Below are 17,607 nucleotides of genomic sequence, written 5' to 3'. Positions count from 1 at the left end.
AGCTGGTGGATACGCGCACAGACTAAAGGCTGTCCGCAGCGACCTGCGCGGGAGTCTGGGTCGAGAAGCGCACGTCGTCGACCTTGCGTGCCGCTTGGCGCAGCGTCTCCGAGGCGTCGCTGGAGACTCCGAGGCTGTCGAGCAGGTCGAGATAGCGCGCGCGCTCGCCCGCGAGCAGTTGATCCACGCGTACGTTGAGGTCCTTGCGGGCGCGTTCGGCCAGGGAGCGTACGGCCTGATCGCCGAAGACGGCCTCCAGCAACTTCTGCCCCACCACGGCACCGCCGCCCGCGATGCCTGCCTCGGCGCCGCCGAGCATCCCGCCGGTGTGGGCGAACACGACCACCATCAGCGCGACGGAGAGGCCGTTGACACCGAACGCCAAGAACCTGGCGGTCGACCGCTTGTCGGCACCTTCCGTACGCACCATGTCGAGCACGCCCTGCTGCCACTCACGCACCTCGCGTTCGACGCGGCGGCGGAAGTCGCGGGAAGCACGGCCGAGATCCTCTCCGGCCTCCGCCAGCAGCACCTGGCCCGGAGCCAGCGTCTGCCAGGACGCCTCCGCGCGCTCGGCCGAGGCCTCGGCCTGCTCCAGGATCAGGCTCTCCAGGCCGGATTCGACGGCCACGACGACGCGTTCGGCCTGCTGCGGCTTGCCCTTGATCGTGTTGACGATGCGGTCGCGCAACCACCCCACGCGCGTCTCCAGCGAACGCAGCAACTCCCCGGTGCCCACGAACTCCTGCCACCTGGCCAACACCTCACCGCGCAGCAGCGTGCCGTCGGCCGACGCCTTCTCGATGCCCTTGATGCCCTCGGCGTACGCCTTGTCCGCGTCCTCGCGCAGCCGCGTCACCGCGTCGGCCTGGGCCGCCGCAGCATCGGCGATGTCATGGGTCTGCCGGGCGAGAGTGCGTACCGCACCGTCGAGGGTCTGGCGTACGACCGCCGAGCGCGCCTCGGCGTCGGCGGCCAACGAGTCCAACCACCCACGGATGTCGGATACCTCGGCGGGGTCGAGTAGTCCGTCTGCACCCAACGGCTTCTCGGCAACCGTGAACAGGGGTGAATCCTTGAGCCCGCGTGCGGCCAGCATCCGCGCGAGGTGGGTGCTCACCGTCTCGATCGCCTCGACGGGAGTACGGTCCAGCACGATCGCGACCGCGGCAGAGCGATCGGCCGCGGCTTTGAGGAACTCCCAGGGCACCTGGTCGGCGTACCGCGCGGCCGAGGTCACGAAGAGCCACAGGTCGGCGGCGGCGAGCAATTGACCGGCCAACGTGCGGTTGGCTTCCTCGACGCTGTCGATGTCGGGGGCGTCGAGGATGGCCAGGCCACGCGGCACCTTGTCGGTGGCGACCAACTGCAAGGCTGCCGGGTCGTTGGTCTGCCGCGTGACTCGCTCCAGATCGGGCAACAGGCGATCCTGGCCGAACCACTCGGCGTCCTCGGGGTGGTGTACCAGCACAGGAGAACGCGTCGTCGGTCGCAGCACACCCGGCTCGGTGACCTTCTCCCCCACGACCGAGTTGACCAGGGTCGACTTCCCGGCACCGGTGGAGCCGCCGACGACGGTGAGCAGCGGGGCCTCGATGGTCATCAGTCGTGGGATGACGTAGTCCTCGAGCTGGTCGACCATCGCGGCGCGCTGGGTGCGTACGCCTTCGATGCCCGGCAACTCGAGCGGAAGAGCGGTCTCCTGCAACGCGCTTCGCAACTTCACCAGACTGGTGATCATGGACGTTTCCGGCGCCACGATGGCGCGTGGGTTCTCGGTCATCGCGTAGGCGCTCCGGTGTGCTGGGATCCGAAGGACAGGAAGGGTCGGATCGCTCGAATCTCGGTGACGTAGTGCGCCCCGCGGTCCTGATAGTCCGCGGGAGCGACCCCCCGCATGAAACGGTTGTGCAGGAAGCCCAACTCGACGGCGGCACGCTGGTAGTCGCGCATCGCTTGAAGCCCCTGCTCACCGCCGAGCTGCTTGGCCTGGTGGCGCGCGTGTCGTCGGCCGCGCAGATCTGCCAACCACAAAACGTCGGCAGCGGGCAACAGACCGCGGTTGGCCGCATCGCCGAGCGAGGCGAGCAGCAGCTTCTTCTCGTTGCTGCGGGCGTAGATCCCCAGGCCCGCGACCCCGAGGAGTGCGGGCAGGCCCAACACGCCATAGACGAGCAAGAACTTGTCGCCGCCGAAGATGGTCGAGCCGTTCCACAAGCCGTGCGCGAGGACGGCGCACAGGTACCCGACGATCGGCGCGAAGATGCGTACGGGCATGGACTTGCTGCCGACGGCGATGCCGATGCCGATGCCGATGAACGCGGTGAACAGTGGGTGTGCGAACGGGCTGAAGATGCAGCGCACGATGAACAGCGCCGTCAGGGCCGGTACGCCGCCAGGACCCGTCGCGTCGGTGCCGTTGTACGCGGCGCCCAGATAGAGGATGTTCTCGACGAACGCGAACCCGATGCCGACCATGCCGGCATAGACGATGCCGTCGAGGATCCCGTCGATCTCGTGGCGGCGCCACCACAACAGCAACAGCAAGAACACCCCCTTGGCGGCCTCTTCCACGACCGGGGCACCGATTGCGAGGCTGAACTCGGCCGACATCGGCACGACCAGGCCGCCGACGCCTTGGATCAGAAGAGTGCCGGCCGTGGCCACGAAGCCGCCCCACGCCAGGCCGCTGGCCAACAGCAGTTTCGGCTCGGGCTCATAACGGTCCAGCCACATGAAAACGGCCACCAGCGGACCCACCGGAATCGCCGCCGCAGCGGCAGCGATCATCATGCTGGACGGGGCTCCGCTGAGCAGGATGACGGCGATCATCGCCAGTGCGCCCAGGGCCGCGAGGACCGTCACGACAACGGTGAAGGCGACGTTGTCCCGAGGGCGAGTTTGCATGGGCGTGAGCCTAACGGAGCAGCACTGACAGCCCGCTACGGTGAGGGGGTGAGCGACGACGACCTGCACACCGAGTCCCACGACCCCGCCGTACCCGAAGCGTACTCCCGCTTCATGCAGCAGGGGTGGGGCGAACGCGAGCTCGACCTGCCCGAACACCCCGTCGCGCCGTACGCTGCTGCGCGTCGGCAACGGCTGAGCGAGGCGTTCCCCGGTGAGCGCCTGGTGCTGCCGGCCGGTGGTTACAAGGTCCGCGCCAACGACACCGACTACCGCTTCCGGCCCGACACCGCGCACACCTACTTCACCGGCAACCAGACCTCCGACGCCGTACTCGTCCTCGACGACGGCGACGCCACGCTCTATGCACGCCCCCGCTCCGAGCGCGACTCCGACGAGTTCTTCCGCGACCGGCAGTACGGCGAACTGTGGGCCGGACGCCGCCCGTCCGCACGCGAGATCAGCGATTCGCTCGGGATCGAGGTCAAGCACGTACGCGACCTCCCCTCCTTCGACGACGACCGCAAGACTCGTGACATCACGACAGACGACGACCTGGCGCGCGTGGCCGCCGAACTCCGACTGGTCAAGGACGAATGGGAGATCGACCAACTCCAGGAAGCCTGCGACATCACCACGCTGGGCTTCGAGGATTCCGTACGCGAGTGGGACCGGGTGCTCGAGTTCGGGGAACGCTGGATCGAGGGCACTTTCTTCCGACGAGCGCGCGCCATGGGCAACGACCTGGGCTATGACTCGATCGTCGGTGGCGGCGCCCACGCCACCACGTTGCACTGGATCGAGAACGACGGGCCGATCGTGCCGGGCGAGTTGGTGCTGCTCGACATGGGTGTGGAGGGCCGGAATCTCTACACCGCCGACGTCACTCGGACGCTCCCGGTGGACGGCACGTTCACGCCGTTGCAACGCGACCTGTACGACCTGGTGTTGCAGGCGCAGCAGGCCGGCATCGAGGCCGTACGCCCCGGCGCCGCCTTCCTCGATCCGCACAACGCGGCGATGGCGGTGTTGGCGCACGGCCTGGGCGATCTCGGCCTGCTGCCGGTCAGCGTCGAGGAGGCGCTCGACCCGGAGTCGAAGGTGTATGCCCGCTGGACGCTGCACGGCACCTCGCACATGCTCGGCATGGACGTACACGACTGCGCGAGCGCCTCGCCGGACATCTATCCCAAGGGAGACCTGGTCGAGGGCATGGTGCTGACGGTCGAGCCCGGCTTGTACTTCCAGATCGACGACCTGCTGGTGCCGGAGGAACTGCGTGGCATCGGGATCCGGATCGAGGACGACATCGTGGTGACCTCCTCCGGGTCGCACAACCTGTCGGCTGCGCTCCCCCGGACGTCGGCCGACGTCGAGGAGTGGATGGCGCGCCTGCGCGGGTGATCCCACCGGATGGTTGAGGAGGGCGCGAAGCGACCGTCTCGAAACCCTTGGGTTGAGGAGGGCGCGAAGCGACCGTCTCGAAACCCTCACACTGGTGCCATGCAGTGCGACTACTACGACGCGGGGCTGTGCCGGTCCTGCACGCTGTTGCCGATCCCGTACGCCAGCCAACTCGCCGCGAAGTCCGACCGTGCCCGCGAGTTGCTGCCCGCCGTGGCCGACTGGCTGGCACCGGTCTCTTCGCCCCAGGAGGGCTTTCGCAACAAGGCCAAGCTCGTGGTCGCGGGCGGGACCGCCGAGCCGACCCTCGGCATCCTCGGTCCCGATGGCACCGGGACAGATCTGCGTTGGTGTGCCCTGCACGCACCGGCGCTGACCGCCGCCCTGCCCGAACTCGCGGGGTTCATCACCGGCGCGTCCCTGCAGCCGTACGACGTCACCGCTCGCACGGGCGAACTCAAGCACCTGCTCGTCACGATCTCGCCGGACTCAGAGTTGATGGTGCGCTTCGTCCTGCGCTCCACCGAAGCCGAGACACGGATCCGCAAGCACCTTCGTGCGTTGCTGGCTGCGCTGCCCGCCGTACGCGTCGTGTCGCTGAACATCCAGCCCGAGCACAAGGCCGTGTTGGAGGGTGCGCGCGAGATCGTGTTGACGGAAGCTGCCGAACTTCCGATGCGGATCAACGACCTGACCCTGCTCCTGCGACCGCAGTCGTTCTTCCAGACCAACACCGAGATCGCCGCTGCGCTCTACCGCTCAGCCGTCGCGTGGACCGCGGACCTGCCTGTGGAGTCGGTGCTCGACCTCTATTGCGGCGTAGGCGGCTTCGGCCTGCACCTTGCCTCTCGCCGGCGCCGAGTGCTGGGAGTCGAGGTCAGTGCCGAGGCGGTCGAGTCGGCTCGGCTGTCTGCCGCCGAGGCAGGGCTGGAGGCACGCTTCGAGGTCGGCGACGCCGCGTCCCAGTTGCTGTCCGAGACACCGGAACTGGTGGTGGTTAACCCACCCCGCCGCGGCATCGGCACCGACCTCGCACGGCGTCTGAGTTCGAGCGAGGTGCCGTACGTGCTCTATTCCTCCTGCAACGCCGAATCCCTTGCGCGAGATCTCGAGTTGATGCCCACTCTGATGCCGGTGCGGGGTCAGATCTTCGACATGTTCCCCAACACCGAGCACTTCGAGGTGCTGGTGCTATTGCAGCGCAACGGGCTCAGATGAGCCAGGAGGCGAAGAGGATCATGATGCCCAGGAAGACCAGGCAGGCGATGGCGAGGGCCACGAGAAGGCCGGCCTGCAGGCCCTTGCCCTGACGGGTCATGGTGCCCGGGACTCCGATAAGTCCCGCTTGGCTGGGGTGGGCGGGGCCGAGATACTCCAACTCGTCTGGGCCATCCGGCTCCAGGACGTACGTCGCAGCCCCGGCATACCTGCCAGTGCCGACGATCGAGAGTGACACCGGCCGATCGGCCGGCACTTCCAGGCGCAGGGAGCCGATGTCCCACGGGATCGGGTGCTGCATCCCGTCGACACCGACGGTGGCGCTGGACTCACGAACGTGCGGCGGGCGGACATGCAGCGTGATCACGCGCAACGGACCGTGTTCGAGGCGGTACGGAATGGGGCCGGACTCCATGTTGGTCGTCCTACCCTTGGCCCTGGCTGCCTAACCAGGTCGGCGTGTCGGTCACAATGGTGCTGCGTCAGCCCCCGTAGCTCAGCTGGATAGAGCAAGGGCCTTCTAATCCCTAGGTCGCAGGTTCGAATCCTGCCGGGGGCGCAAAGCAGAAATCCCCTGCCTTGAGAAGTGCATGAGTCCCCGCAAACTCATACTTCGCGGGGACTGGAGCCTTGTCTACGGCCCCGCGATGGCGAGATCACGCAGGCGCGCCGCTGCGCTTTGAGTCTTCTGCGGACTCAAAGGTGAGTCGCGGCGGCGTACGCGTCGATCTCGCCCAGGATCCGGTCGCGTACGTCGTCGGGTGCGAACGACGCGCGTACCGCGGCGCGGGCGAGGTCTGCGACCCCCGAGGAGTCCAGGCCGAGCAGGTCGGCCGCGATGGCGTACTCCTTGTTGAGCGTGGTGCCGAACATCGGCGGGTCGTCGGAGTTGATCGTGACGGGCACCCCGGCCTCGACGAACGTACGCAGCGGGTGCGCCTCCAACGACTCGACGGCACGGGTCGCGACGTTGGAGGACGGACAGACCTCCAAGGCGATGCCTCGCTCGCTCAGCGCCGCCAGCAGGGCGGGGTCCTGCGCGGATGATGTGCCGTGCCCGATCCGTTCGGCGCCGAGGAGATCGATTGCGTGCCACACGGTCTCGGGGCCGGTCGTCTCCCCCGCGTGGGGTACGGCGTGCAGCCCGGCCGCGCGCGCGGCGTCGAAGTGCGGTTGGAATTGCGGACGAGGCACCCCGATCTCGGGACCGCCGAGCCCGAATCCCACCAGCGCATCGACGCGGTGGTCCAAGGCGAATCGCAACGTGTCGTCGGCGGACGGCACCCCCGACTCTCCCGGAATGTCATAGATCCAACGCAGCACCAGTCCGAAGTCGCGTTCCGCCGCGACGCGGGCGTCCTCGATCGCCTCGGTGTACGCCTCGATCGGGATGCCCACGGCCACCGAGGTGTACGGCGTGCAGGTCAGCTCGGCGTACCGGATCTGTTGTTCGGTGGCCATCTCGCGCGCTACTTCGTAGGTCAACAGGCGTACGTCCTCGGCGGTCTTGATCAGACCGACGACCGACAGATAGACCTCGATGAAGTGCGCGAAGTCTCGGAACTCGAAGAACCTGCGCAGTGCCTCCGGATCGCTCGGCACGGTCCCGGGATGGCGTTCGGCCAGTTCCGCCACGATGCGCGGTGAGGCCGAGCCGACGTGGTGGACGTGAAGTTCGGCCTTGGGCAGGCCGGCGATGAATGCGTCGAGGGTCACCCGGTCAACCTAGGACCGAGCGACCCTCGACGAGAATTCCAGCGACTATTCGGAGACCAGCTTGCTGATGGCGTCCAGCGCTTCCTGGGGATTGCCGTCGACCTTCTTGCCGTTGATGAACACCGTGGGAGTGCCGGTGACCCCGTCCTTCGACATCTGGTCAGTGGCATTGACCAGGTATTGCCCGTAGACCTTGTCCTCGATCTCAGGCGTGATCTTGGCCTTGTCGGCGCCTGCTGCGACCGCCTGCTTGATCAGTTCTGCGTCCTCGTGCCCGTCGCCGCCCTCGGAAGGCTGGTTGGCATAGAGGTAGTCGTGGAACTTCTTGAAGACATCCTCGCCGCCGACCTCGTACGCCGCGACGAGCGCGTTGGCCGCGCGGGACGAGTATTCGTTGCCCGACTGCGAGTCGAGGAAGGACACGATCCGGTAGTCGACCTTGATCTTGCCGTCGGCCAGGCCCTGCTCCAGCATGTCGCGCGACTGCGCCTCGAAGGCCGCGCAGATCGGGCACTGCGGGTCCTCATAGATGGTGACCGTGTCGGGAGCGTCCGCCTGGCCGATCACGATGCCGTACCCGTCCGTCATCCCCTTGGGGTTCTTCTCGGCAGCCTTGCCGGAATCGTCGCCGCCTCGGGAGATCAGGAATCCCACTCCCAAGATCGCGACCAGGACGCCGACGATGGCGGTGATCACGACAGCGTTGCGGGTGCGCTCTTTGCGCTTCTGCTCCTCCAGGAGCGCCGCCGTGCGGGCGGCCCTGGACTGGTCAGCGGCTTTGCGAGACATGCACTTCACTTTCTTGTTCGTACGTTTCCGGCGGGGTGCTCGACCGGAACAGGACTCCGTCGAGCGAGAACTTGGTGGCGGGTCGCCAGATCAGCCAGGCCGAGAGCGCCAACAGCCCGACGTCCCGGGCGATGTCCCATGGGTACTTGTCGGTCGCGTCGGCATCGAAACCACCGCCGCCGAAGCAGCCGCAGTCGATCTGCAGGCCCTTGGCCCAGGCCCAGGAGATGCCGAAGATGAAGGCGATGAAGAGCAGCGACGAGAGGACCCCGGAGGCGCGCGTCAGCAGCCCCAGGATCAACGTCACGCCCAGCAGGATCTCGGCCATCGGCAGCAGGTGACCCACCGTGGGGACGATGGCTTCGGGCAGGAGGTCGTACGCGCGTACGGCTCGCACGGACCCGGCCGGGTCGGTGACCTTCAGGGCTCCTGCCAGCAACCACACGACGCCGGTCACCAAGCGGGCGAGCAGCCCGAACCACGGCATCCACGCGCGCGTCGGTGAGGTCATGGCAAGAGCCTAAGCGTTGTCGCTGAACGCGGGCTGAGAGCCTGCCCGCGTCTGGGCCCGGATAAAGTGCTGGACCGTGACGGATCGCTTGGTGTGGATCGACTGCGAGATGACGGGGCTCGACCTCGTCAATGACGCGTTGGTGGAGGTGGCGGCGCTCGTCACGGACTTCGAGTTGAACGTGCTCGGCGAGGGCGTCGACCTGATCATCAAGCCGCCGGCCGAGGCGCTGGACCAGATGGGCGATTTCGTCCGCAACATGCACACCACCTCGGGCCTGCTCGACCGACTTGAGGACGGCTTGACGCTCGCCGAGGCTGAGGAGCAGGTGCTGGCCTACGTACGCAAGGAATGCGGGCCGGCGTCGAGGCCGCCGCTGGCCGGCAACACCGTGGCCACGGATCGCGCGTTTATTTCGCGCGACATGCCTGACCTGGAATCATTCCTGCACTACCGGATCGTGGACGTGTCGTCGATCAAGGAACTGTCCCGACGCTGGTACCCGCGTGCCTACTACGCGGCGCCTGCCAAACAGGGCAACCACCGCGCCCTGGCCGACATCCAGGAATCCATCGAGGAACTGCGCTACTACCGCGAAACCGTCTTCGCCCCGCCTCCGGGCCCGACCTCGGATGCCGTACGCGAGGCCGCCGCCCGTCATGGCGGAAGCCTCACCGGCGCTGGCGATTCCACTGAATCGGCACCGCTGTCCTAGACTCCTTGCCGCACGTCCGGTCCTGTAGGCCGGGCGAGCCATGGTGGGTATAGCTCAGCTGGTAGAGCGCCGCGTTGTGGTCGCGGATGTCGCGGGTTCAAGTCCCGTTACTCACCCCAGACCTGGCAGCCCCGGGACCTGGGAGTCGACCACGATTTCCAGGCTCCGGGAAGCCGCTGCTAAGGTTGGTCGTCGGTCGAAAGACCGGCACGAGCAAGCGCCATTAGCTCAATTGGCAGAGCAGCTGACTCTTAATCAGCGGGTTCGGGGTTCGAGTCCCTGATGGCGTACAGATCCAAGCCCCCACCGGGAGACCGGGCGGGGGCTTCGCTCATTTGTAAGCCCGAGCAGATACTCGATCGACGTCTCGAGAGCCCCAGCCAGTCGTGGCAACTCGTCCAAAACGAATGACATTTGGCCTCGAAGTCGCTTCGAGATACCTGAGTTCGAGATGGCCAGGATCTCGACCAAGTCGAGCTGAGTCCGGCCTTGCTCGGCCATCAAGCCTCGAGCGCGTCTAGCGACGACGGCGGCCAAGCCCTGCCCGTCGCCGTGCATTTGTAGATGGTCACCGGCGCTGAGGACGATGTTGAGGCGGTGGTGAAGTCATGGCCTGTCGGGTCTCGCGGGTGGGTGGACTTCTACCGCCAGGACGCCCCCGGGCACATCTTCAACATCGCACGCACCGAGGATGGTGTCCTAGTCATTGAGGCTCAGATCCTGGACAGCAAACCAACGCTCACCGACTTCCTGAGCCAGGTGCGACTGACCAAACGGGTCAGGGGACGCCTCGACCTGAGAGGCACAAGCGTGCACGTCACGCGCGTCGATGACCTAGAATTCAACGAAGGCGTATTGGAGGCAGTCACATGGACTGGACGCGCGCAGCAGAAGCCGCGCAGGCGTACCTAGACGAGCACGCCCCGGAATGCCGGGTAACTGCAGACCCCACGCAGATCCTGACGAACGGCCAGTTGTTCACGTTCCGCCGTGAGCCGGAACCTATCGACGACACCGTGCTCGTGGTTCACGCCGATGGTCACGCAGAGATAGTCACTGTCTTTCCCCCGGGCTCACCTTTGCCGTTCGACGGCCTCGCCCCCGTCGCGGAACCAGAACCCGAGTACCTCGGATACACCGGCCCGCTGATCGTCACCAAGGCCTGAGAAGGTCCCAGCCTCCCCTGTCGAACACCCCGTCAAGGCGGGGTGTTTGTCATTTCCACCGTCTCTCCAGCCTGTCTTCCACCGGGCTGGGTAGCGCCACGCGAACCGCGTTGGCGACCTCACTCACCCGAAATGGGAGCACTCATGCCCGACGAAACGCCGGGAACCAGCAACAACAGCAACCCGATCACGCTGGCTGACACTCACCCCCTGGTGAAGACGCTCGCGGCGCAGAAGTACCAGATCGCCAAGCTCAAGGCCGCCATCACGCAGCCGACCAGCTCACCGCGTTGCAGGACAAGGCGAAGCGGTTCGACGAGCTCGACGCCGCCTCCAAGACCGAGGTCCAAAAGCTGCAAGACCAGCTCGCGGCCACGGCCAAGGAGCGCGATGGGTTCAAGGCCAAGGTCGACGAGCACGACGCCCAGGCCGAGCAACTGCGAGTGCGTGACGAGGTCGCCAAAGCCAAGGGCCTGACCGCGTCCCTGCTGCGCGGATCCTCCAAGGAGGACTTCGAAGCCCACGCCGACGAGTTGATCGCGGCCGGGCTCAAGCCCGCCATCGCCCCACCCGCAGACGGGCAGGGCAACACCGGCACCCAGGTGTCGACCAGCGACGAACTGTCGCCCGACGAGGTCGCCAAGGCGGTCCTCGGACGCTGATCCACGCCGCCCACCCGCCAAGTGGTGGCTGCGGTTATCCACTCAACAGAAGGAGTAGCCACCATGGCGAACGTCTTCCAGAAGGGCACCAAGTTCGCGCAGAACGCGCTGGCCCTTCTCCGCCGCACGGTGAAGGCCCCCGGGCTGTTCACCACCAAGTACACCATCGCCGACTTCAAGGGCGCGGAGGGCGACGTCATCAACGTCAAGCCCCCCCGTGTTGCGCGCCCGCGACAAGGGATGGCGCAACAACAACGCGATCACCTACGACCGCCTCGTCCAGACCAAGATCCAAATCAAGCTGGACAAGCACGACCCCAACGCCGGCACCGCCACCGCAGCTGCCGCGAAGAAGTCTGATCCCCGCAAGGTTGCGTCGCGTGCCCGGAAGATCTTCCAGGATGCACATGTCCCGCTGACGGGCCGCTACTGGCTGGTCGGGTCTGCGGTGGCCGAGGCGATCCGCGATCACGACAAACTTCTCGACGTCGACACCTCCGGTGTGCCCGAGGCGCTGCGCGACGGCGTCGTCACGAAGCTGTCCGGCTTCCTCGTCGTCGAGCTCGACGCGCTGGAGGAGGACGAGTCGTACTTCGTGCACGAGTCCTGCCTTGCCATCGCCAACGTCGCCCCCGCGGTCCCGCCGCAGGGCGTCGCCGGCGGCGGTGTCGCGGCCGGGCACGGTCTCGCGCTCACCCAGCTGTGGGACTACGACTCCGACCACCTGAAGTCGCGGTCGATCGTGCACGCGTTCGCCGGCGCCTCGGTGGTCTTGGACCCAGCGACCGTCGAGAACGACATGATCGTCCTCAACGAGAACGACGAGCCCGAGCTGGAGTTCGTACGCGCGATCCGGGTCGTCTATGTGCCGGTTGGTGGCACCGACACGGACCCGGCTGACGGTGACGACGTGTGGACGCTGACCGTGACAGCGACGGGTGGCACCTACACCCTGAGCGTGGACGGTGAGGCGACCGAGCCGATCGCCTACAACGCCACCAACGCGGTGATCGCCGCAGCCGTCAACGGCATCGAGGGTGTGGCGGGCGCGAAGGTTACGGGCACCAGCCCGAAGACCATCACGCTCACCGAGCGCGCCACCGTGACTGTGAACGCCACCGCTGCCACCGGCGGCACCGTCACGGTCGCCTGAGCCGGGACCAGCTGATGACCCTCGAGGGGCTCGCCGCCGACGTCGACGACGCCGCCTCCCGGATCGCCGACGCGGTGGTCGACGACTGATGCCAGCACTACGCCCGCATGGCGCAGCAGCTCCGCGACCGCCTCCAGCGCGACCCACCCACCGACCCCCGGCTGCGCGACCGCATGGCCGCGGACGACCACTTCGCTGCCGGCGATGGCGACCGCAAACTTTTCTAGGAGATCTCCTCGAGAAGCTTGTACGCCGTCACGCGACTGATCCCGGCGGCCTTGGACATCGTCGTGATTGGCACCTCGTTGTGACCTTGGCGGAGCAAGACGCCAATGTCGTCGAGCGCTTCGGCTCGTGCCGCGTTCGCTGCAGCGAGTCGCTGACCGGCCTCCTCGCGCGCCGCGACCACGTCAGGCACGACCTCGCCCCTGCGTCAGAGCGATCGCGCAGAGGCCAAGCCATACGGCCCACAACAGCGCCAGCAGCCCGGACCAACCCGCCACGAGCGTGGCTACCGCGAGCAGGAGCCCGGCGCCGATAGAGGCGGTTGTGGCCGGGTGAGCGAGGTGTGTTCGCATAGGTGTTCAGATCCTTTCGGGTCGACTTTCTCGAAGAGGGGCCGGTTGTAATGTTAGGGAGCGAGGAGCCGGGGGCACTTTTTTTGCCCGCGGCTCCCTTGTTCACTCTCGCCGGTGCTTGCCCTTCGACTTGCGCTTCCGGTTCTGCCAGACCGACACCGCTTGGAGTGCGACCCCAACCGCTGCCAACGCCAGAGCGATATCCGCACCGGCACATGCCGAACATGCCGCCCCTTCCCCACGACCATCAGGTGCCAGCCGGGAGCCGCCCACCGCTGTCCTGTGGGCAACCCGCTCACCGACCAGCCCCCCTCGCCGAGACCGCAGTCGCAAGACGCGTCCCCGCCCCAGCACGCACACCACACGCGGTGACGCTCGCGCTCGCGATACGAGCACGACCACTCGCTCGAGCCGCACGCGCCTGCGCGATGGGCGTCCAATGCGAGCGCCTCGGCGCGCGCGACAGCCGCCACCGCATCGGCCTCGTCGACCAGGCCCGACGGACCACCACGGTCAACGGGGAAGATCACAGTCACCCCGTGGCAGCGATCTTCCAGTGACGGACGAGCGTCCCCGCTGACCGGGGCAGTCCGTCGTGCTACCCCTTCGGGCGAGTTTTCAACGCGGCGGGCGCGAGGCAGAGTTAACCCCATGCCGAGATCCGGTCTGCTTGCGCGCGCGCTCACCAGCCTTGCCGCACTCCTCCCCCTGACTTTCGCCCTGGCCTTCGCTCCGGCGACCCCCGCGTACGCCACCAGTGAAGCCATGCCGCTGGCGCTTGTGGTCGGCGACTCGATCAGCCTCGGCACCGGCGCCGATCCAGGCTTCACCTACCCCGAGGTGATGGCGGACTACTGCGACATCGACTGCCATGTCCGCAACGTCAGTCACGGCGGTCTGTGCCTGATCACGTACGGCTGTGGCTACAAGAAGCGCTTGGTCGACATCTTCGACAAGGAACTGATCCAGCGCCGTCCGCAGATGATCGTCGTGGGCATCGGTCGCAACGATCTGTGCCACGCCACCAACGCGCAGATGCGCTCGGGGCTTCGTCAGTTGAAGGCGAAGGCCGCCCGCGCCGAGATCCCCATCCTCTTCAACACCATCGCTCCGCATGGAGAGAAGTACGGGCACTGGCCGTGTGAGGAACAGCGTCTCGAACTCAATGCCTGGATGCGCGAGAAGCTGCCGGTCAACGATCTCGCCCGACTCCTGATCGACCCGCGCACCTCCATGCTCAACAGCCGCTACGACTGCGGCGACGGACTGCACCTGAACACTGCGGCCCACCGCATGATCGGAACGTTTCTCTATCGCTACATGGTCGACCGCCTCGACCTGCCTCATGTCGCGGTAGCAGCCCCGAACCCACCACGTACGCCGTGATCCGGATAGGGTCCTGTCCGTGAGCGCACAGCCGACGTACGAGCAACTCCTGCAACTTCCTGCCTTCACCGAGCAGCCGGTGCCGATGCCTTTCGAGGACATCAACGGCCACCTCAATGTGCGCCACTATCTGGGCATCGCCAGCGAGGGTCTCGACGAGTCACTGGTCGACCTCGGCATCCCGATGAACTGGCCGATCACCGAGGGCCACGCCTGCTTCTCCGCCGAGCACCACTGCACCTACTTCCACGAACTGCGCACCGGCGACGTGATGTCCACCCGCGTACGCCTGCTCGGTCGCTCCGAGCGGGCCGGCCACGCGGTGGTCTGGATCCTCGACCACACCCACGAACGGGTCAGTTATGTGATGGAGGAGATCTTCCTGCACATCGACCTGTCGGATCGTCGTACGGCTGCCTGGCCGACCGAGGTCGCGGCGAACCTGGATGCCCGGATCGCCGAACAAGACGAGCTGCCGTGGGCGACCGAGGTCAAGGGCTGCCTGACCCTGCGCTGACCAGCGCGCGACGTCAACTGCCTCCGCAGCGAACTCTCCCGCGGTGGCGACTCTGCCCACCGGTCGCGCAATCGTGACCTGGCGGCAGTCCAACGAAATCTGGGTTGATGCGCGGGAAGCGGATCAGCGTACGCATCACGTTGGCGAAACCTGGCGTGACGACCCTGAAGGTCAAGGTGTCGGCCAAGCGGAAGGTCAGGTGAGTAGCCGAGCGGTGACTTCACCGGCATGCGGTTGGGCACGATCGCAGGCATGACCTCTACCTGGCGCTCCCCCGGCCTTCGCGGCAAGATCCTGTACGCATTCCTCGCCTCCCTCCTCAGTGCTGTCGTCACCACCTTCAGCCGGCTCCACGTCACGCATCAGCGTGGTCGCTCGGGTGCAGTTGCCGCGTTGCCCGAGGGCAAGGTGATCGTGGTGGCCAACCACACCTCCTTCGCCGACGGCATCCTTCTCGCGCTCGCGTGCCGACGGCTCGGACGGAGTCTGCGCCTGCTCGGCACCGCCGGCGTCTTCGCCGCCCCGATTGTCGGCCCGCTGCTGCGCAGGCTCGGCTTCATCCCGGTCCAGCGAGGCAGTGCGACGGCCGCTGAGTCGCTGACTCTCGCCGCGGCGGCTCTGCAGGCCGGAGAGGCGGTCGGCATCTTCCCCGAAGGTCGGATCACCCGGGATCCGGCGTTCTGGCCCGAGCGCGGCAAGACCGGTGCCGTACGACTCGCGGCGATGACGGGTGCCCCGATCGTGCCCGTGGCGATCATGGGAGCCCATCGGTTGCTCGACCGCAAAGGCAATGGGTGGCGGCTGCTCAAGGCGTTTGTGCTGACGCCCGAGGTGCAGGTGCTGGTGGGCGAGCCGATCGGCGTCGCGCCACTCGTACGCGATGTCGACGACGAGGCCTCGATTCGCGCCGCGACGGATCTGATGATGGCTCGACTGACCACCGCGTTGGAGCAGTTGCGCGGCGAGGACTCGCCGGTGCGCGAGGCGGGCGTAGCCGAGCCGCACCCTCTCGTTTCGGACCGGTCGCACTCTGCCTGAGTCACGGCGATAGGCTGAGCGAGGCCAGTCAGCACGACCGCAGGAGTGGACTTAGGTGCCCGAGATCAAGCCTTTGAAGAAGGTCCTCATCGCCAACCGCGGCGAGATCGCCGTACGCGTGATTCGCGCGTGCAAAGACGCCGGCATCGGCAGCGTGGCCGTGTATGCCGAACCCGACCGAGACGCAGTGTTCGTACGCCTGGCTGACGAGGCGTACTCACTCGAAGGCTCGACCCCCGGCGACTCCTACCTCGACATCGACAAGATCCTCGCGATCGCGGCGAAGTCGGGCGCCGACTCGGTGCACCCCGGCTATGGCTTCCTCAGTGAGAACGCCATCTTCGCCCAGGCCGTCATCGACGCCGGGCTGATCTGGATCGGACCTCCGCCGTCGGCGATCGAGAAGCTCGGCGACAAGGTGCAGGCGCGTCACATCGCGCAGAAGGTCGGCGCGCCCCAGGTCGAGGGCACCGCCGACCCGGTCAAGGACGCCGACGAGGTCGTGGCGTTCGCCGAGTCCCACGGGCTCCCGATCGCCATCAAGGCCGCCTTCGGTGGCGGCGGTCGCGGTCTCAAGGTCGCGCGCGAGATGGGCGAGATCCGCGACTTGTACGAATCGGCCGTACGCGAGGCGGTCACGGCGTTCGGTCGTGGTGAGTGCTTCGTCGAGCAGTACCTCGATCACCCCCGCCACGTCGAGACCCAGTGTCTGGCCGACCAGCACGGCAACGTCGTCGTCGTCTCGACCCGCGACTGCTCATTGCAGCGCCGCCACCAGAAGTTGGTCGAAGAGGCGCCCGCGCCCTACCTGACCGACGAGCAGATGGAGCGGCTGTACGCCTCATCGAAGGCGATCCTCAAGGAGGCCGGCTATGTCGGTGCCGGCACCTGCGAGTTCCTGGTGGCGCCGTCCGGCCTGATCTCGTTCCTCGAGATCAACACCCGCCTCCAGGTGGAGCACCCGGTCTCCGAGGAGGTCACCGGCATCGACCTCGTCCGCGAGATGTTCCGCATCGCCGCAGGTGAGGAACTGGGGTACGACGACCCGGTCGTGCAGGGGCACTCGTTCGAGTTCCGGATCAACGCCGAGGACGCGGGCCGCGGCTTCATGCCCGCGCCCGGCACGCTCTCGGTCTGGGAGCCGCCGAGCGGCCCGGGCGTACGCGTCGACGGCGGCTATGTGGCCGGCGAGACCATCCCCGGTGCCTTCGACTCGCTGATCGCCAAGCTGATCGTGACCGGCCGCGACCGCACCCAGGCGCTGGAACGTTCGCGGCGCGCGCTCGACGAGTTCGTCGTCGATGGCATGCCGACGGTCATTCCCTTCCACCGCGCCGTCGTCAGCGACCCGGCGTTCGTGGGTGAGGGCGACGATCAGACCGGCTCGTTCGGCGTCTACACGTTGTGGATCGAGACCGACTTCGACAACCAGATCGAGGCTTTCTCCGGAGCGGCTGCCGAGGCACCCGAGGCCGAGGAGCGTCAGAAGGTGACCGTGGAGGTCGGCGGTCGCCGACTCGAGGTCGTGCTGCCTGGTGGACTGGCCTCCATTGGTGGTGGCGCGTCCGGTGGCGGCGCCAAGAAGCCGAAGCGTACGGCTGGCAAGAAGGCCGGCGCGGCGGCGTCGGGCGACTCCGTCACCTCTCCGATGCAAGGCACTGTGGTGAAGGTGCCCGTGGCCGAGGGCGACACCGTGGCCGAGGGCGACACCGTCGTGGTGATCGAGGCGATGAAGATGGAGCAGCCGTTGAAGGCCCACAAGGCGGGCACGGTCACCGGGCTCGCGGCCGAGGTCGGCGCCACGGTGACCAACGGTGCGGTGATCTGCGAGATCAAGGACTGATCGT

At 67.0% G+C, this 17,607-nt stretch carries 17 protein-coding genes and 3 tRNA genes; 13 read left to right on the top strand and 7 right to left on the bottom strand.

Annotated features, from left to right (window positions below; genetic code table 11):
• Positions 1-22: 22 nt before the first annotated feature.
• Together V9G04_03725 and V9G04_03720 are read right to left on the bottom strand one after the other, a co-directional pair.
• Positions 23-1,783 (bottom strand): dynamin family protein, encoded by a 1,761-nt coding sequence (locus tag V9G04_03725; GenBank protein MEI2712411.1) that lies wholly within the window; start codon positions 1,781-1,783, stop codon positions 23-25.
• Positions 1,780-2,907 carry a PrsW family intramembrane metalloprotease gene (locus tag V9G04_03720; protein MEI2712410.1) on the bottom strand — a complete coding sequence of 376 codons (1,128 nt, stop codon included), beginning with the start codon at positions 2,905-2,907 and terminating at the stop codon, positions 1,780-1,782. The genes V9G04_03725 and V9G04_03720 overlap by 4 nt, the downstream gene beginning before the upstream one ends.
• Before the next feature lie 48 nt (positions 2,908-2,955).
• Between V9G04_03720 and V9G04_03715 the strand changes: the two genes are divergently transcribed.
• Positions 2,956-4,311 carry an aminopeptidase P family protein gene (locus V9G04_03715; GenBank protein MEI2712409.1) on the top strand — a complete coding sequence of 452 codons (1,356 nt, stop codon included), beginning with the start codon at positions 2,956-2,958 and terminating at the stop codon, positions 4,309-4,311.
• Between the two features lie 99 nt (positions 4,312-4,410).
• Entirely contained in the window at positions 4,411-5,529 is a 1,119-nt protein-coding gene (locus V9G04_03710; protein ID MEI2712408.1) for a methyltransferase domain-containing protein, read from the top strand.
• Here V9G04_03710 and V9G04_03705 read toward each other — a convergent pair.
• Positions 5,522-5,944: a hypothetical protein gene (locus V9G04_03705; GenBank protein MEI2712407.1), complete on the bottom strand. Its 423-nt coding sequence runs from the start codon at positions 5,942-5,944 to the stop codon at positions 5,522-5,524. The two genes, V9G04_03710 and V9G04_03705, sit on opposite strands and share 8 nt — an antisense overlap.
• 70 nt (positions 5,945-6,014) lie before the next feature.
• Between V9G04_03705 and V9G04_03700 the strand changes: the two genes are divergently transcribed.
• Positions 6,015-6,088, top strand: a tRNA-Arg gene (locus tag V9G04_03700).
• A 137-nt stretch (positions 6,089-6,225) separates the two neighbouring features.
• Here the strand turns inward: V9G04_03700 and V9G04_03695 are convergent.
• Genes V9G04_03695 through V9G04_03685 form a run of 3 tightly spaced genes read right to left on the bottom strand, consistent with a single transcriptional unit; the run spans position 6,226 to position 8,545 of the window.
• Positions 6,226-7,245: an adenosine deaminase gene (locus tag V9G04_03695; protein MEI2712406.1), complete on the bottom strand. Its 1,020-nt coding sequence runs from the start codon at positions 7,243-7,245 to the stop codon at positions 6,226-6,228.
• Positions 7,246-7,290: 45 nt separating this feature from the next.
• Positions 7,291-8,034: a thioredoxin domain-containing protein gene (locus tag V9G04_03690; GenBank protein ID MEI2712405.1), complete on the bottom strand. Its 744-nt coding sequence runs from the start codon at positions 8,032-8,034 to the stop codon at positions 7,291-7,293.
• Complete coding sequence (locus V9G04_03685) at positions 8,015-8,545, bottom strand: DoxX family protein (protein MEI2712404.1); 531 nt, start codon at positions 8,543-8,545, stop codon at positions 8,015-8,017. Before V9G04_03685 ends, V9G04_03690 begins: the two co-directional genes overlap by 20 nt.
• 76 nt (positions 8,546-8,621) lie before the next feature.
• On the opposite strand from V9G04_03685, the gene orn reads away from it, so the two are divergent.
• The 6 genes from orn (at position 8,622) to V9G04_03655 (ending at position 12,241) form a co-directional block, all read left to right on the top strand.
• Positions 8,622-9,260 carry an oligoribonuclease gene (gene orn / locus V9G04_03680; protein MEI2712403.1) on the top strand — a complete coding sequence of 213 codons (639 nt, stop codon included), beginning with the start codon at positions 8,622-8,624 and terminating at the stop codon, positions 9,258-9,260.
• 43 nt (positions 9,261-9,303) lie between these two features.
• Positions 9,304-9,379 (top strand) — tRNA-His (locus tag V9G04_03675).
• Between the two features lie 98 nt (positions 9,380-9,477).
• A tRNA-Lys gene (locus V9G04_03670) sits at positions 9,478-9,550 on the top strand.
• 579 nt (positions 9,551-10,129) lie between these two features.
• Complete coding sequence (locus tag V9G04_03665) at positions 10,130-10,426, top strand: hypothetical protein (protein MEI2712402.1); 297 nt, start codon at positions 10,130-10,132, stop codon at positions 10,424-10,426.
• A gap of 290 nt (positions 10,427-10,716) precedes the next feature.
• Positions 10,717-11,088, top strand: coding sequence for a hypothetical protein (locus V9G04_03660; protein MEI2712401.1), 372 nt, complete (start codon positions 10,717-10,719; stop codon positions 11,086-11,088).
• Positions 11,089-11,305: 217 nt separating this feature from the next.
• The gene (locus V9G04_03655) at positions 11,306-12,241 is read left to right on the top strand and encodes a hypothetical protein (protein MEI2712400.1); all 936 of its coding nucleotides are present in this window, start codon (positions 11,306-11,308) and stop codon (positions 12,239-12,241) included.
• Between the two features lie 223 nt (positions 12,242-12,464).
• Here the strand turns inward: V9G04_03655 and V9G04_03650 are convergent, their stop codons facing one another.
• Positions 12,465-12,659: a hypothetical protein gene (locus tag V9G04_03650; GenBank protein MEI2712399.1), complete on the bottom strand. Its 195-nt coding sequence runs from the start codon at positions 12,657-12,659 to the stop codon at positions 12,465-12,467.
• 811 nt (positions 12,660-13,470) lie between these two features.
• Between V9G04_03650 and V9G04_03645 the strand changes: the two genes are divergently transcribed.
• The 4 genes from V9G04_03645 (at position 13,471) to V9G04_03630 (ending at position 17,603) form a co-directional block, all read left to right on the top strand.
• Positions 13,471-14,205 carry an SGNH/GDSL hydrolase family protein gene (locus tag V9G04_03645; protein MEI2712398.1) on the top strand — a complete coding sequence of 245 codons (735 nt, stop codon included), beginning with the start codon at positions 13,471-13,473 and terminating at the stop codon, positions 14,203-14,205.
• A 19-nt stretch (positions 14,206-14,224) separates the two neighbouring features.
• Positions 14,225-14,722, top strand: coding sequence for a thioesterase family protein (locus V9G04_03640; GenBank protein ID MEI2712397.1), 498 nt, complete (start codon positions 14,225-14,227; stop codon positions 14,720-14,722).
• 252 nt (positions 14,723-14,974) lie between these two features.
• On the top strand, positions 14,975-15,760 hold the full coding sequence (locus V9G04_03635) for a lysophospholipid acyltransferase family protein (GenBank protein ID MEI2712396.1): 786 nt from the start codon (positions 14,975-14,977) through the stop codon (positions 15,758-15,760).
• A gap of 55 nt (positions 15,761-15,815) precedes the next feature.
• Positions 15,816-17,603 carry a biotin carboxylase N-terminal domain-containing protein gene (locus tag V9G04_03630; protein MEI2712395.1) on the top strand — a complete coding sequence of 596 codons (1,788 nt, stop codon included), beginning with the start codon at positions 15,816-15,818 and terminating at the stop codon, positions 17,601-17,603.
• The last annotated feature ends 4 nt before the right edge of the window (positions 17,604-17,607 follow it).

The sequence above is a fragment of the Nocardioides sp. genome (assembly GCA_037045645.1).
Classification (GTDB): Bacteria; Actinomycetota; Actinomycetes; order Propionibacteriales; family Nocardioidaceae; genus Nocardioides.
The sequence above is the reverse complement of the archived record's forward strand: the minus strand, read 5'-3'. Positions and strand labels throughout refer to the sequence as shown.